Raw genomic sequence first — 15,135 nt, 5'->3', positions numbered from 1 at the left:
GGTCTCCAAACACGGTGACGGCCATGGCCCCGGCACGGGGGCCATGGCCGCCAGCGTCATCACAGGCAGATCGTGATGCTGTGGGAGCTGTGGCAGAGCAGGCTGAGGCTGCTGTTGCCGCCGCCGCCGCCGTTCTCGCTCACCATCCCCTGAAGGTCGAGAAGCGCCATGTTCGTCACCTCCTTTCGGGCTGGATAGAGGTGGCCGCCGTGGGGGTCCCCACGGAGGGTCTGTGCGCCGTCCCGAGGAACGGCAGTCCTGGAGCCGGGTCGTGGAGGGCCGCGCCGAGCGCGAGCAGTACCCCCGCGGTGCCGGTCGCGAGGTCCATCGACAGCCGGTACATGTGCTCGCCCGGCATCGCCAGCCCGCCCGCGTACGGCAGGGCGTGCCAGGCGAGGTCGCGGACGTGCCCCGCCACGCGCGCCCCGTCCCGCGCGCCGGGGCCCGACCGGGCGTGCCGGGCCAGGTAGAGCAGCATCCCGGCACGGCCGCTGAACAGGCTCGGCTGCGCGTAGTACTGGGACGCCGCGGCCACGCGGACGGCGTCGCGCGCCGCCTCGAACCGCTCGTCGGAGCGGTGGGCCAGGTACTCGTCCAGGACGAGGCCGATGCCGACGCTGCCGCGGCCGAGGTAGGGCAGCACCCGGCTGCCCTGGTCGACGTGCAGGGCGCCGTTGCGGTCGGTGACGCAGGCGGCGAGGTCGCGGCGCAGCGCCGAGGCGGCCAGGTCGAGCAGCTCGGGGCTCCCGTCGCGCTCGTAGGCGCGGACGAACATCAGCGCCGCGCCGGCCCCGCCGTACATGAGGCCGGGACGCCCGCCGCCCCCTCCGCCGGACCGCTCGGCCACGATCTCCACGCAGCGGCGGGCCGCCTCGCGCAGGAACACGTCGCCGGTCGCGCGGGCGAGGTGGTCCAGGCCGAGCGCGAATCCCGGCAGGCCGCCGTAGAGGTCGTCGCCGAGCCGCTCCCACCGTTCGCCCAGGCAGTGCCGGACGGCGGCGAGCGCGGCGTCCTGGCGGCCGAGGCGAGACAGCACGTACGCGGCGCCCATCAGGCCGTCGTACAGGCCGATCCCGGTCCCGCGCCGCGGGTTCGACGCCCGCTCCGCCAGCCACTCCTCGTGGGCCGGGAACCGGCCGGCGCCCGTCACGTCCAGCGCGTACAGGACGCCCGCGGCGCCGTGCGCGAGGCCGAGCGACGCCCCGGAGAACTGCTCCACGTCGCCGGGGAAGAGCCGGTCGGCCCGCTCGGGGGTGGCGCTCGCGAGGATCGCCCGCGAGAGGGCGTCCCTGGCGCGCTCCCAGCCGCCGGCGTCCGGAGTGAACGCCGGCGCGGGGGCGGGCGCGGCGTCCCGGGCGATCTGCGCGACCGCCTCGTCGAGGAACGCCCGGGGGACGGGGAAGTTCTCGGCGATCAGGTCGGCGAGCTGCCGGGCCTTGCCCCGGTCGATCACGAACAGCGTGGTCAGCGGGACGAACAGGGCGAGCCGCAGGCAGGCGAGGCTGTAGCGGTCGACGTCGGCGCCGCGCCGGTCGGGCGGGGCGAGGAACGCGGGGTTGGCGAGGGTCTGCCGGCCGCCGTCGGCCGCGGGCGCGGCCGTCTCGAAGTCGATCAGCGCGACCGAGTCGTCCGGGCGCACCATCACGTTGAACATGTGCAGGTCGTTGAAGACCACGCCGCGGTCGTGGATGGCGGCGATGACGCGTTCCACCCCTTCGTGGACGCGCAGCGCCCACTTCGTGTACTCGGCGGTCCTCGCGGGATCGGGCTCGGGATCGAGCATCGGGTGCCGTTCGGCGAAGAACGTGTTGAGCGTACGCCCCTCGATGAACTCCTGGACCAGGAAATGGTGCTCGCCGAGCGTGAACCAGTCGAGAACGGCGGGCACGCCGTCGATTCCGTCGAGCTTTTCCAGCACATCCCGCTCGCGCCGGAGCCGGGTCACCGCGTCCGCGCCGTCGGCGGCCAGACCCGCGTAGGGCCGGCCTTCCTTCAGCACCACTTTCGCGCCGCTGCGGGTGTCGGTCGCCGCGTAGACGCCGCCCCCGTTGGAGAAGTGGAGGGCCTTGTCGATCCGGTAGGGCAGATCGGTCGTCGTCGTGGCGCCGCGTGCCTTGAGATGCGATTCCAGGCAGGCGGGAAGGCTCACCCAGTCGGGGACGGAGAAGACGGGATCGCGCCGGTCCGGCACCAGCTCCCCGGAGCCGTCGCGCAGCGCGGGCACGAGCCGGCCCTGCTCGTCCAGGCACCGGCGCTCCGCGAAGCCGCCGTACCGGACGTGCAGCGGGCCCTCGCCGATGCGCAGGTCGCTGAGGATGTACGGGCCGGGCAGGCCGTCCAGCCGCGCGCCGAGCCCGGCGAGCACCTCCGCCAGCTCGTCCTCGTCCGCGGGGTAGACCGTGACGAGCTTCCCGCTCGCCCCGCGCGGCGCGTACTTGGCGTTGCGCCTGCGGAGCGTTCCCGGGCCGCGCAGATGCTTGAACTCGATTCCCCGGGCCACGCAGTACTCCCACGCTCCGGCGAGCGCCTCCCCGGCGCTTTCCGGACACCCGGAGACATGCACTTTCCAGCCCTGTTCGGGAGCGCGCTGAACCGGCGGCACATAGACGACCCATTCGTCGCCGAAGACCTTTTCCCACCCCTCGGGGAGTTCCCGGCGCGTGATCTCGAAGTCGGTGCTGCGGGTCACCGGCGGAGCATCGTAGAAGAGCTCGTCTGCGAGGCAGTAAAGCTCGTACCCCTTGTCCACGCCGGTCTCCCCTTCCTCGTGCTCCGTTTGCCGGAACGCACGGGGAAAAGAATTGCAGTCATGTCGGAAATGGACCAGTAGCGGACATCACGAATGACCCGTGAAGATGTACCGTCCGCCGCTGTGCGCCCGTCACCCGCCGCCCGCCGCGCCGGTATTGAAACAGGTTCTAGTTCCTGCGTAGGCTGTGCGGGCGGTGAGGCGACGGACCGGAGGTGACGCCGGTGATCTCGGAGCGGTTCCGAATCGACGGCAGGGTGGCGGTGGTGACCGGCGCGGGCCGGGGGATCGGGGCGGCCACCGCGGTCGCGCTCGCCCAGGCGGGCGCCGACGTGGTGATCTCCTCGCGGACGCGCGAGCAGCTCGACGAGGTCGCGGCCGGGATCGAGGCGGCCGGGCGGCGGGCCCTGGTCGTCCCCTCCGACCTCGCGGAACCCGAGTCCGCCGCCGAGCTGGCCGACCTCGCCGCGGGCGAGTTCGGGCGCCTGGACGTCGTGGTGAACAACATGGGCGGCGCCATGCCCGCCGCCTTCCTGGACACCTCGCCCCGGCACATGGAGAAGGCGTTCCGGTTCAACGTCGGCACCGCGCACGCGCTGACCCGCGCGGCCGTCCCGCACCTGCTGAAGGCCGACGGCGGCAGCGTCGTCAACATCTCCTCGGCCATGGGACGGATCGCGGGCCGCGGCTACCTGGCCTACGGCAGCGCCAAGGCGGCCCTCGCCCACTACACCCGGCTCGCGGCGTTCGACCTGGCCCCGCGCGTGCGCGTCAACGCCGTCGCGGTCGGCTCCGTCGCGACGTCCGCGCTCGACGTCGTCATGACCAGCGACGAGCTGCGCACCGAGATGGAGCGCAGGACGCCGCTGCGCCGCGTCGGCGAGCCCGAGGACGTGGCCGCCGCCGTCCTCTACCTCGCCTCGCCCGCCTCCGCCTACGTCACCGGCAGCGTGCTGCGCGTGGACGGCGGCATCGAGGCCCCCAACCTCGACCTCGGTCTGGAGGACCTGTGACCTACCGCGTCGTCCAGTGGAGCACCGGCAACGTCGGGCGGCACGCGATCGCCGGCATCGACGCCCGGCCCGACCTCGAACTCGCCGGGGTGTGGGTCTCCAACCCGGCCAAGGTCGGCCGCGACGCCGGCGACCTCGCGGGCCTCGGCCGCGACCTCGGCGTCACCGCCACCGGCGACGCCGAGGCGCTGCTGGCCCTGCGGCCCGACTGCGTCGTCTACACCTCGATGGCCGACGTCCGGCTGACGGAGGCGATCGACGACCTGTGTCGCATCCTGCGCGCCGGGGTGAACGTCGTCTCCAGCAGCCCCGTCTTCCTGCAGTTCCCGGACGGCGTCGTCCCGCCCGGGATGTCCGACCCGGTGCGCGAGGCGGCGGCGGCCGGCGGCGCGTCCCTGTTCGTCAACGGCATCGACCCCGGCTTCGCCAACGACGTGCTTCCACTCGCCGTCACCGGCATCAGCGAGCGCATCGAGCAGGTGCGCTGCATGGAGATCCTCAACTACAACACCTACGACCAGGCCACGGTCCTCTTCGGCATCATGGGCTTCGGCCGGTCGATGGACGACGTGCCGATGCTGCTGCAGCCCGGCGTCCTCACCATGGCGTGGGGGAGCGTCGTCCGGCAGATCGCCGCCGGCCTCGGCGTGGAGCTGGACGGGATCGCCGAGTGGCACACCCGCCTGCCCGCGCCCGAGACCTTCGCCGTCTCCGCCGGGACCATCGAGAAGGGCACGGCCGCCGCCCTGCGGTTCGAGGTGCGGGGCATGCGCGGCGGCGAGGCCGTCGTCGTCCTGGAGCACGTCACCCGGCTGCGCGACGACCTCGCCCCCGACTGGCCCCAGCCCGCCGGCGCGGGCTGCTACCGCGTCGAGGTCCGCGGCGAGCCGAACTACACGGTGGACCTGAGGCTCCTCGGCACCGACGGCGACCACAACACCGCGGGCCTGAAGGCCACCGCGATGCGCCTGGTCAACGCCGTCCCCGCCGTCGTCGAGGCGCCCCCCGGCCTGCTCACCGCCCTGGACCTGCCGCTGATCCCCGGCCGCGGCCTCCTCTAGGCGCGCCCCCTAGAACTCCAGGGCGTCCAGGAGCGGGACGAGCCGCTCCTCCTCGCGGTCGAGGTGCGCCTCCAGCGCGGCGGTGAGCCGGTCGACCTCGGCGAGCAGCGACGCGGAGTCGCCGGCGTCCAGGACGCGGCGCAGCTCCTCCACCAGCGCGCTGATCGTCTCGTGCTCGTCCCTCAGCTCCGCCAGCACCGGCCCGAGCTCGGGGTGGCGCCGCTCCAGCACGGGGAACAACCGCTGGTCCTCGCCCATGTGGTGGTGGCCGAGCCCCTGGCACATCGTCAGGCAGTTGACCCGCAGCTGGGCGCCCACGGCGGCCCCGGACGCGGCGACCTCCTTCCGGATCAGCTCCAGCTCCCCGCGGAACGCGTCGTGCACCGCGACCAGCATGGCGCTGGGCGACTCCGGTCCGGCGGGCGGTCCGGCGGCGACCTGGACCAGCGCGACGACGGGCAGCGTCCGCCCCGACTTCTCCTCGTACGCGGCCCAGCCGGGATCGGCCTCGGCGGCCCGCGCGAAGGCGCGGTCGCGCTCGTCCCCCTCCAGGACGACCGCGTCGGCCTCGTAGGCGAAGACGCCGCTCTCGACCGTGACGCGCGGGTTCGCCACCAGGTTGTGGAACCAGGCGGGGTTCCTCGGCGAGCCCCCGGCCGAGGCGATGACCAGGACGCGCCCGACACCGTCGGGCAGGTAGCCGAGCGGCGTCGTGTGCGGGGCGCCGGAGCGCGCTCCGGTGGTGGTCAGCAGGAGCAGCCGCCCGCCCTCGAACGGGCCGCCGACCCGCCCGCCGTTCGCGCGGAACTCCTCGATGACCTGCTTGTTGAAATCCATTCGTCTCCTGTTTTCGGGCATGGCGAATAAGCCGCGGAAAGAACGCGCGGCCGCGGCTTGGGAAAGGTGATGAAAGGGCATGCCGGAAGCGCGGGCATGCCTGATGACGTCGCGCTGCGCGCATGAAGGACGATGCGCTGCGCGCGCGGAAGGTGAAGAGGAAGGGGGAGTGGAAGAGGCGGGCCTCGGGCCCGCTCCGGCCTCACTCGGAGGCCGGGAACCTCACTCGCTCGTGGCCCATGGCCGACCCGGCAGTCACGAAATGCACATTACCGGCGCCCGGTCCGCCATCGCAAGATCAGATTCCCTCGCGGTGGGCGACGGCGGCGGCCTGGGTGCGGCTGGAGACGTTCAGCTTGCCGAGGATGTTCGACACGTGCACGCTCGCCGTCTTGGGGGAGATGAACAGCGCCGCCGCGATCTCCCGGTTGTTGCGGCCCTCGGCGACGAGCTTCAGCACTTCCCGCTCGCGCCCGGTGAGGGTGGCGAGCGGACCGGACGGCCCGGTCCGCGGCTCCGCGCCCGCGCGGCCGGTCCCGAGCCGGGCGCGGGCGCCGAGGTCGCGCAGCGCGGCCAGCAGCGGCGCGGCGCCGAGCCGCTCGGCGGCCCGCACGGCCGCCCGCCACTGCACGGCGGCCTCGTCCCGCTCGCCGTTCTCGGCCAGCGCCTCCGCCAGCCGCCACCGCGACCGCGCCACCTCGTAGACGAACCCGCCGTCGGCGTCGCCGTAGGTGAACAGCTCGGCCGCCCTGCGCCACAGCTCCACGTCGTGGACGCCGTCGAGGCGGCGGCGCTCGGCCTCCGCGCGGGCCAGCCAGCCCTGCCCCTCCCAGCCGAGCCAGCCGCGCGGCTGCCCGTCGACGTTGACCGCGACGACGCTGCGCGCGATCCGCAGGAGCATGTCGCCGGTCTCCCGCGCCGCCCGCAGCGCCTCGTCGTCGCCGGCGGCGCGGGCGCGGGCCGCCCGCTCGGCCTCCGCCCACAGCCCGGTCGCCGCGATGCGGATGGCCCCGACCGTCTGGACGTAGACGGTGTCGACGACGTCGCCGATGTGCTCGGCGGCCGTGTCCGGGTCGCCGCGCCACAGCGCGTGCTCGGCGGCGAGCCCGCGGGCGAGGTAGTTGACGAACGCGTCCTGCCCCCACAGTGGAGCGATCCAGCGCAGCCGCTCCTCGACCGTCGGGGCGCCCTGCGCGACCTCCAGGAACAGGGCGTACGCCGACACCTGCGCCTCGGGCGTGCGGACGACCTGCACGGCGAACTGGTCGGCCAGCCGGCCCGCCTCCGCCCAGTTCCCCGACGTGTAGTGGACGAGGTAGCGCAGGGAGCGCAGCACGGTGCCGAACGTGCTCCACACGATCCCGTTGTCGACGGCGTACTTCACGCCCGCGTCGGCGGCGCGCACCGCGCCCGCGAGGTCGCCGCGGTCGAACTTCGTCCGGGCGTGGTGGAACGCCGCCCGCATCGCGATCATGGAGCTGTCGCCGGCCGCCGCGGCCAGCTCGTGGGCGCGGGCGAACACCTCCGCCACGCCCGTGTCGGCCTCCCGCGACTCGCGGTACAGGCCGAGCGTGACCAGCAGGCTGGCCTCGGCGCCGGTGGCGCCCGCCTCGCGCGCCGTCTCGATCGCGCGCTCGGCGTACCCGGGCATCTCCCCGGCCGCGTCCCGGTACATCAGCGTCCGCGCGTAGGTGGCGAGCGCGTCGGCGCGCTCGACGGTCGGCGGGTCGGCGGGCAGCATCGCGACCGCCTCCCGCGCCACCGTCTGCGACTCGGCGTCCTCGTCGATGTCGCCGAGGTAGCCGGCCAGGTGCTCGCGCAGCAGGCAGCCGAGCCGCACGTCGGCGGGGTCGGCCGCGGCCAGCACCCGGCGCAGGCGGTGCACCGCCCGGCGCAGCTCGCCGGCCCGCGCGGACGCCTGGGCGGCCGCCAGCGACAGGCGCATCCGGTCCGTTCCGGCGGCGGCCTCCGGATCGGGGACGGCGTCCCACAGCTCCAGCGCCCGGTCGTAGTGCTCGTAGGCCTCGGCGGGCGCGGCGAGGCGGTCGGCCTCCCGGCCCGCCCGGACGGACGCGGCGAACGCGGCGGGGAGGTCGTGCGCGGCGAGGCTGTGGTGCGCCAGCTCGGCGGCCGACCCGCGCGTGCCGGCCGGGAGGCCCGACAGGAGCCGGGCGAAGTCGGCGTGCAGCCGGGTCCGCTCGCCGGGCAGCAGGTCGGCGTAGACGGCCTCGCGCAGCAGCGCGTGCCGGAACGTGTACCCGGCGCCGGACGGGACGAGCAGCTGGTGCGACACCACCTCGCGCAGCGCCTCGCCGACCGTCGCCTCGTCCAGCCCCGCCACGACGCGCACCAGCTCGTCGTCGACGCGGCGCCCCGCCACGGCCGCGACCCGCACCACCCGCTGGCCCGCGTCCGACAGCCGCTCGATCCGCGACAGCAGCAGGTCGGCGAGCGCGGACGGCAGCCCGGCCGCCCCGTCGTCCCCGACGTCCAGGCCGGAGGAGTACAGCTCGGCGGCGTAGAAGGGGTTGCCCTCCGACCGGCGGTGCACCCGCTCGACGGTCCGCGCCGTGACCGGGGCGGACCCGCGCGCCAGCTCGGCGAGGTACTGGGCGGTCTCGCCGCGCCCGAACGGGCGGACCTCGACGCCCGTCACGTTCGGCAGCCGCAGCAGCTCGGCGACCACGGGCCGCAGCGGGTGCCGCCGGTGCAGGTCGTCGGACCGGTACGTCCCGACGAGGCAGACCCGCTCGCGCTGCAGGACGCGGCTCAGGAACGTCAGCAGGTGCCGCGTCGACCGGTCGGCCCAGTGCAGGTCCTCCAGGACGAGCAGGACGGGCCGCTCGTCGCCCAGTTCCCCGAGCAGGCCGAGCACGGCGCCGAACAGCTGCTGCTGGCCGAGCTCGGACCCCGCGGCGGGACCGCCCTCGCCGTCGGGCAGCAGGCGCGCGAGCGCGGGCCGGGCGTCGAGCGCGGCGCGGACCTCGTCCGCCTCCGGCGTCCCGGCGTGCGCGGCGGCCCACAGGGCGTCGGTGAGCGGCAGGTAGGGCATGCTCTCGCCGAGCTCGGCGCACTGCCCCACGAGGACGGCGCAGCCGCGGTCGACGGCGGCGGCGGTGAGCGCGGACACCAGGTGCGTCTTGCCGACCCCCGCGTCCCCGCTGACCAGCACGACGCCCGCGCCGCCCGCGGCGGCGCGGTCCAGTGCGGCGGTCAGCTCCGCCAGCTCCGCCGCCCTGCCGATCAGCACGAACAGTCCTTTCCGGTCATCCCGGTCGAGTATCCCATCCGGGGGGACGTGAGCGGGCCCCGGACCGGGACGGTCCGGGGCCCGCGGGCCGGGTGCGCGTCAGCCGACGAGGGCGGGGGCCTTGCCGGTCTCCTGCTCGGCCTCGTCCTCCGCGGCCGGCTCGGGCTCGGGGACGGGCAGCACCTTCAGGTACGCGCGCAGCGTCTCGGCGCCGATCCGCTCCAGGGAGTAGCGGGAGCGGGCGCGGTCGCCGGCGGCGATCGAGTAGCCGTGCAGCGTGGTGTCCTCCGACAGCAGCTGCCGGATCGCCCGCCCGATCACGACCGGCCGCCCCGCCGGGACGTGGATGCCGGTGATGTGGTCCAGGACCTCGTCGGCGTTGCCGCCGACCGGGGTCGCCACCACGGGGACGCCGCAGGCCATGGCCTCCAGCGGCGCCGTCGGGGACGGCTGGTGCGGGGCCAGGCAGAGCGCGAGGCTGGCGGTCCGCAGCAGCTTCGGCAGGGACTTGCGGGGCAGCCGCCCGAGGAAGATGACCCGGTCGGCGACGTGCAGCTCCTTGGCCAGCAGCCGCAGCCGGTGGACGGCCGAGTCGTGCTCCAGCTCCTCGCGCTCCGGGCCGCCGGCGACGGCCAGCTCGGCGTCGGGGACGTGCACCAGGGCGCGCAGCGCGGTCTCGACGTCGGTGCCGAGGTCCTCGCTGACGATCACCAGGCGGGCCCGGTCGCCGTGCGGCATCGCCGGGCCGACCTGGGAGAAGTGCTCGGAGTCCACGCCGTAGGGGACGACCGCGACCGAGGGCCGCGGGACGCCCGTCCGCACGACCGCGGTGGCCTCCTCGGCGTGCCCGGCCAGCACCAGGTCGGCGTCGCGCCCGATGGCCTTCTCCAGGCGGTCGCGGTGCGGGTGGACCTGGCGTCCGGCCTGCCGCTCGACGGCGGCCACGCCGTGGTAGCTCTGCACGAAGGGGATGCCGAGCTCGCGGGCGACGGCGCAGGCGGCCAGGCCGCCGATCCAGCCGTGCGCGTGCACGATGTCGGGGCGCGCCGATCCGGACCAGCGGCGGCGCAGGCCGTCGGCGAAGTCGCGCAGGTGCTGGAGCAGCTCGTCGTCCGACAGCGGACGGGCGGGCCCGGCGTCCAGGTTCACCACGGCGGCGCCCGGCGCGAGCCGGACCCGGCTGCGGGCGGAGCGGTCCTGGCGGCGCGTGTAGACCGTCACCTGGTTCGGCTCACCGTCGGCGACCAGCGGTCGGGTGAGGGAGCGGGCGAGATCCCGGACGTGGACTGACTGCAGGTGCTCGCCGTCAAGGTCGGAGGCGGACACCAGAGCGATGTGAAGCGGGCGATGCATGACGGATCCTCCGGGACTACACAGGGGAAGCTCGGAGGTATCTGCGTCGTAGACACCTGCTCGGTCAGTTTCCTATCCCTCCCCCCTCCCCGTCAAACCTGACGAATCGGAATACCTGCCCCCGGGGCCGGCCGCACGGCGCTCACCTGCGGCGAAACTTCTGCGACGGATACGGATGACGCACCGCGCGGGGCCCCGGTCCTGGCCTCGGCTAGGTTCGCCCCATGAGACCCGGTGACGTCGTCGACGACTTCGAACTCCCGGACGAGACGGGCGAACCGCGCACCCTGAGCGGCCTGCTGGCCGAGGGCCCGGTGGTCCTGTTCTTCTACCCGGCGGCCATGACCCCCGGCTGCACCGCCGAGGCCTGCCACTTCCGCGACGTGGTCGCCGAGCTCGCGGAGGCGGGAGCCCGCCCGGTGGGCGTCAGCGCGGACCCGGTCGGCAAGCAGAAGGAGTTCGCCGACAAGCACTCGCTCGGCTACCCGCTGCTGTCCGACCCGTCCGGCGAGGTCCGGGCGCGCTTCGGTGTCAAGCGCTCCGTGGCCCTCATGCCGACCCGGCGCCAGACCTTCGTCATCGACACCGACCGCCGCGTCCTCGCGGTCGTCAAGAGCGAGGTCCGCATGAACGTCCACGCCGACAGGGCCCTGGAGGCCCTCCGGGCCCGCCGCGGCTGACCCCGCCGCCCCGCCGCCCCGCCGGTCAGCGGACGATCGGCAGGGTGATCGAGGACGGGTGCCCGGGGGCGTGGAAGATCTCCTGGTCGGCGGTGAGCATCTCGGTGGCGGTGCCGATCGGGGCGCCGGTGCCGGGGTTGCGGGCGACGCGGGGGTAGGCGCCGCTGGCCACCTGTACGCGGACGCGGTGCCCGCGGCGGAAGCGGTGGCCGACCGGCCAGAGCTCGACGGCGACGCGGCGGACCCCGTCGGGCCCGGGCTCGGGGGCGCCGGGGACGAGGCGGCGCATGCCCTCGCACAGGTTGAGGGACTCGCCCTCGGGGGTGACGTCGCAGAGCCGCACGACGAAGTCGGTGTGCTCGCGGTTCGAGCGGACGTGCAGGTCGGCGGTCACCGGGCCGATGACCTCCATGTCCTCGTCCAGGACGCCCGAGGTGAAGGTCAGCACGTCCCGGCGGCGCTCCAGGCGCTTCTGGTCGGTGGAGGGGTGCGTCTCGCCGAGCAGGGTCGGGCCGCCGAGGAACGGCGTCGGGTGGTTCGGGTCGTAGCGGTAGCGGTCGGGATCGGAGTCCGGCGGCTCGTCGGGGGACAGGGCGCCCGCCGGGTGCAGGTGCCAGCGCTCCTCGCACATGCCGGGGACGGGCCAGTCGGGGAACTCGCGCCACTCCTCCGCGCCGGTGACGAAGATCCGGACGGGCTGCGAGCGCAGGCCGGACGGGTCGTCCAGCAGGTGGGCGCGGAACCACGCGATCGCGTCGGCGACCGAGCCGCGCATCATGCGCTGGTCGGCGTGGAACCAGGGCCCGATCGTCAGGTAGGGGCGCCGGCCGGCGGCGCGCAGCGCCGCGTAGTCCTTCATCTGCCAGGGCAGGAAGATGTCGTACCACCCGCCCGTCATGTTCACCGGCGCGGTGACCTGTGACACGGTGGTGCTGAAGTCGCGCTTGTCCCAGAACGGCGTGTCGGGGCCGTTGACGAGCAGGTCCTGGAAGAAGCGCTGCTGCTCGCCGGTCGCGAGCCGGTCGAGTTCGGCCAGCGGGCGTCCCGACAGGGTGGCGCGGCGGGCGCGGCGCGGCGACATGATGCCGGTCGTGATGCCCGACAGGGAGTTCTTCATCCGCGCGGTCAGGTCGACCCAGATGAGCGCCGACTCCAGGGCGAAGGTGCCGCCGACGTTGACGGCGTCCCGGAAGGTGGACGCCGTGACCTGCATCGACAGCGCCTTCAGCTCGGGCCCGGCCTCGGCGGCGACGGCCCACTGGACGTAGCCGAGGTAGCTCGGGCCGTGCATGGCGAACGTGCCGCCGAACCACGGCTGCGAGGTCAGCCACTCGATGGTGGCGAGGCCGTCCTCCCGCTCGTCCAGCGCCTCGAAGACGCCGCCGGACCCGAAGCCGCCGCGCACGCTCTGCACCACGGCCTGGAACCCGTGCGAGGCGAAGCCCTGCCCGCACATGAGGCCGAACGGCCCGCGCCGCCCGTAGGGCGAGCGGACCAGCACCGTCGGCGCCTTCTCGACGCCGGCGGGCGAGTACCGGTCGGCCAGCAGTGTCACGCCGTCGGCGGCCGGAACCTCCAGGTCGCGCTCGACCGTCACCCGGTGGGGGCCGTTCCGCAATCCCAGCGCCGTGACCCCGAGCCGGCGCATCATTCCCACGCTCACCACTCGATCGATCGTAACCGGCAGGTCCCCGGGCCCCGGAGCCAGATGTGCCGTGATGTGCCTCGCAGTGCCTCCGGTCTTCACTACGATCAGGGCTCGTAACACGCAAAAGGGATATTTCAACGGGCGGCGCCGTGCCTTCCCGGACAGAGGAGGAATCTTCAGCGTCATGGCTGACCTTGGCGATCTGAGCTGGCATCGGGTGGTGGGAGCCGTCGCCGTGCTGGTGGCCGCGGTCGGGATCGCGGTGGTCCTGCGGCTGCTCACCGGCCGGCTGTTCCGGCGGGCGGGCGACACGCGCTGGGCGTGGGACGACCTGGCCGCCCGCCTGATCAAGGACCTGGCGGTGCCCGTCTCGGTGCTGCTCGGCCTGTGGGGCGCGGCCCGGGCGCTGCAGCTGCCGGACGGCACGCTCGCCGTGATCGCCAAGGCGCTCACGGCCGCCGCCATCCTCATCGTCTCGCTGGCCATGGCCCGCCTGATCGCGGGATCGGTCACCTCGATCGCGATGGTCCGGCAGGGCGTCGCCGGCAATGTGACGATCTTCGCGAACATCACCCGGGTCCTCGTGATCGGCGTCGGCGTCCTGGTGATGCTGCAGAGCCTCGGGATCTCGATCTCGCCGCTGCTCGGCGCCCTCGGCGTCGGCGGTCTCGCGGTCGCCCTCGCCCTCCAGGACACGCTGGCCAACCTCTTCGCGGGCGTGCACGTCCTGGCGTCCAAGACGATCGAGCCCGGCGACTACATCAAGCTGAGCAGCGGCCAGGAGGGGTACGTCGTCGACATCAACTGGCGCAACACCTCCATCCGGACGCTGTCGGACAACATCGAGGTCATCCCGAACCAGCGGTTCTCCGACACGATCCTCACCAACTACCACCGCCCCGCCGAGGACATGTCGCTGCTGATCCAGGCGCGCGTGGCCTACGAGAGCGACCTGGAGCACGTCGAGAGCGTGGTCGTCGAGGTCGGCCAGGAGGTCATGAACGAGGTGCAGGGCGGGGTGAAGGACAGCGAGACGCTGGTGCGCTTCCACACCTTCGGCGACTCCTCGATCGGCTTCACCGTGATCCTGCGGACCGACGAGTTCGGCGACCAGTTCCGCCTGAAGCACGAGTTCGTCAAGCGGCTGCACCGCCGCTTCGCCAAGGAGGGCATCGAGATGCCCTACCCCCGCCGCCAGCTCATCCTGCCCGACGGCGAGGGCGTGCACGGCCTGGTCAGCGGATGAACCGCACGTCGGGGTGGCGGGGCGACGGGCGGTCGAGGACCGGGCGGTGCCGTCCGAGCAGCGCCCGGTCGAAGAACGCGGTGACGTAGGCCCGCACCGACGCCGTCATCCGTTCGGGGTCGACCGTCCCGACGAGGTCGGCGCGGTCCCGGGCGGGGATGTCGAGCTCCCCGTCCAGCGCCGGGAGGATCGCCTGGACGTCGGTGTAGGAGTAGTGGCTCGCGGCGGGAACGTTCAGGTCGCGCTTCCACCCGGTCGAGCGGTTCCAGAACGACGTCCAGGACGGGGTCGTCAGGTGCGTCTGCGGGGAGCCGCCAGTGGCGGCCCCCATCAGCATGAACGGGCGGTCGAGCCCGGTCTCCGCGACCCGTACGAAGTCGTTCTCCGCGTACTGCATGGTGCCGTCCATGTCGATGCCCGCGTCCACCCGCCGGTCGGTGCGCATGGCCTCGGCGGCCTCGATCCCGCCCGCGGAGTGCCCGACCATGCCGACCCGGGACAGGTCGAGCGACCGTCCGAGGCCGCTGGGCAGGGCCCGCCCCTCGGCGTCGGGGTTGCGGCCGGCCCGCAGCGCGGCGAGCCGGTCGAGGACGAGGCGGGCGTCCTTCACGCGCGCGTCCAGGCCGGTCTTCAGCCGCTGCGGCCCCTGCGAGGGCATGTGCTGGAGCTCGACGCGCCCGCCGGGGAACTCCACGGGGGCCGTCTCGTAGGTGTGGTCCACGGTCACCACCACGTACCCGCGGCTGGCCAGCTCCTCGGCGATCGTGGTGCCGAGCGCGCGCGGGACGCCGAAACCGGGGGAGTACAGGACGACGGGCCTCGGGCGCCGCGCGTCCGCGGGGGCGCCCTCGGCGGCGTGGGTCCGGGCGCCCGCCCAGTCGACCGTCCCGGCTTTGAACACGCCGAGCGCGTCGACCTCCGAGAGCGCCTTGGCGACCGCGGGACGCAGGTACGGCGCCTTCGGCCCGGAGGCCTTGACGGCCGGATACCAGACGCTGACCATGAGTTCGCGTGTCCGGCCTGGCACCCACGGGTCGGCGCGCCCGGCGTCCACGAGGTGCAGTTCGGTCGTCCCGACGGCCTGGTGCGGGCCCGTCGGGCGGGGCAGGCCGAACGTGGCGGGCGCCGCGGCGGCGGTCTTCGCCGCGTGGGCGGAGGTGCCGCACGCGGACAGGGCGAGGGGCAGGACGGCCGCGGCCGCGAGCAGGCGGTGGGAGGCGGATGATGATCGCATCGCCCCAGCCTCCCGGCCGCGGGCCGCTTCCGATCATGGTCGAACGGCCGCCGCGCACCCCGAC

The 15,135-nt window shown here is 74.3% G+C and carries 11 protein-coding genes; 4 read left to right on the top strand and 7 right to left on the bottom strand.

Annotation, left to right across the window (positions count from 1 at the left end; translation table 11 throughout):
- Positions 1 to 59: 59 nt before the first annotated feature.
- Together AB0C87_RS26080 and lanKC are read right to left on the bottom strand one after the other, a co-directional pair.
- Entirely contained in the window at positions 60 to 170 is a 111-nt protein-coding gene (locus AB0C87_RS26080) for a SapB/AmfS family lanthipeptide (protein WP_089315262.1), read from the bottom strand.
- 5 nt (positions 171 to 175) lie between these two features.
- Positions 176 to 2,749, bottom strand: a complete 2,574-nt coding sequence (gene lanKC, locus AB0C87_RS26075; protein ID WP_360579979.1) for a class III lanthionine synthetase LanKC — start codon at positions 2,747 to 2,749, stop codon at positions 176 to 178.
- 215 nt (positions 2,750 to 2,964) lie between these two features.
- Here lanKC and AB0C87_RS26070 point away from each other — a divergent pair, with 215 nt between their 5' ends.
- Together AB0C87_RS26070 and AB0C87_RS26065 are read left to right on the top strand one after the other, a co-directional pair.
- Complete coding sequence (locus AB0C87_RS26070) at positions 2,965 to 3,762, top strand: SDR family oxidoreductase (protein WP_353835807.1); 798 nt, start codon at positions 2,965 to 2,967, stop codon at positions 3,760 to 3,762.
- Positions 3,759 to 4,823 (top strand): dihydrodipicolinate reductase, encoded by a 1,065-nt coding sequence (locus tag AB0C87_RS26065; protein ID WP_360579976.1) that lies wholly within the window; start codon positions 3,759 to 3,761, stop codon positions 4,821 to 4,823. Before AB0C87_RS26070 ends, AB0C87_RS26065 begins: the two co-directional genes overlap by 4 nt.
- A gap of 9 nt (positions 4,824 to 4,832) precedes the next feature.
- Here the strand turns inward: AB0C87_RS26065 and AB0C87_RS26060 are convergent, their stop codons facing one another.
- The 3 genes from AB0C87_RS26060 to AB0C87_RS26050 all read right to left on the bottom strand — a co-directional run bounded on the left by AB0C87_RS26060 (position 4,833) and on the right by AB0C87_RS26050 (position 10,263).
- Positions 4,833 to 5,660, bottom strand: coding sequence for a nitroreductase/quinone reductase family protein (locus tag AB0C87_RS26060; protein WP_360579975.1), 828 nt, complete (start codon positions 5,658 to 5,660; stop codon positions 4,833 to 4,835).
- A gap of 298 nt (positions 5,661 to 5,958) precedes the next feature.
- Positions 5,959 to 8,910: a BREX system ATP-binding domain-containing protein gene (locus AB0C87_RS26055; RefSeq protein WP_360579973.1), complete on the bottom strand. Its 2,952-nt coding sequence runs from the start codon at positions 8,908 to 8,910 to the stop codon at positions 5,959 to 5,961.
- A gap of 99 nt (positions 8,911 to 9,009) precedes the next feature.
- Positions 9,010 to 10,263 carry a glycosyltransferase gene (locus AB0C87_RS26050; protein ID WP_345183664.1) on the bottom strand — a complete coding sequence of 418 codons (1,254 nt, stop codon included), beginning with the start codon at positions 10,261 to 10,263 and terminating at the stop codon, positions 9,010 to 9,012.
- 224 nt (positions 10,264 to 10,487) lie between these two features.
- Between AB0C87_RS26050 and AB0C87_RS26045 the strand changes: the two genes are divergently transcribed.
- Entirely contained in the window at positions 10,488 to 10,943 is a 456-nt protein-coding gene (locus AB0C87_RS26045; RefSeq protein ID WP_353835432.1) for a redoxin domain-containing protein, read from the top strand.
- A gap of 25 nt (positions 10,944 to 10,968) precedes the next feature.
- Here AB0C87_RS26045 and AB0C87_RS26040 read toward each other — a convergent pair whose 3' ends face one another.
- Positions 10,969 to 12,606, bottom strand: a complete 1,638-nt coding sequence (locus AB0C87_RS26040) for a CocE/NonD family hydrolase (RefSeq protein ID WP_345183660.1) — start codon at positions 12,604 to 12,606, stop codon at positions 10,969 to 10,971.
- Positions 12,607 to 12,775: 169 nt separating this feature from the next.
- Between AB0C87_RS26040 and AB0C87_RS26035 the strand changes: the two genes are divergently transcribed.
- Positions 12,776 to 13,837, top strand: a complete 1,062-nt coding sequence (locus AB0C87_RS26035) for a mechanosensitive ion channel family protein (RefSeq protein ID WP_360353625.1) — start codon at positions 12,776 to 12,778, stop codon at positions 13,835 to 13,837.
- Here the strand turns inward: AB0C87_RS26035 and AB0C87_RS26030 are convergent.
- Positions 13,827 to 15,071, bottom strand: a complete 1,245-nt coding sequence (locus tag AB0C87_RS26030; RefSeq protein ID WP_360579970.1) for a lipase — start codon at positions 15,069 to 15,071, stop codon at positions 13,827 to 13,829. The two genes, AB0C87_RS26035 and AB0C87_RS26030, sit on opposite strands and share 11 nt — an antisense overlap.
- Between the last annotated feature and the right edge of the window lie 64 nt (positions 15,072 to 15,135).

This window comes from Actinomadura sp. NPDC048021 (assembly GCF_040653135.1).
Lineage (GTDB): Bacteria > Actinomycetota > Actinomycetes > Streptosporangiales > Streptosporangiaceae > Spirillospora > Spirillospora verrucosospora.
Note: the sequence above shows the minus strand (reverse complement) of the source record. Positions and strands in the feature narration are given on the sequence as shown.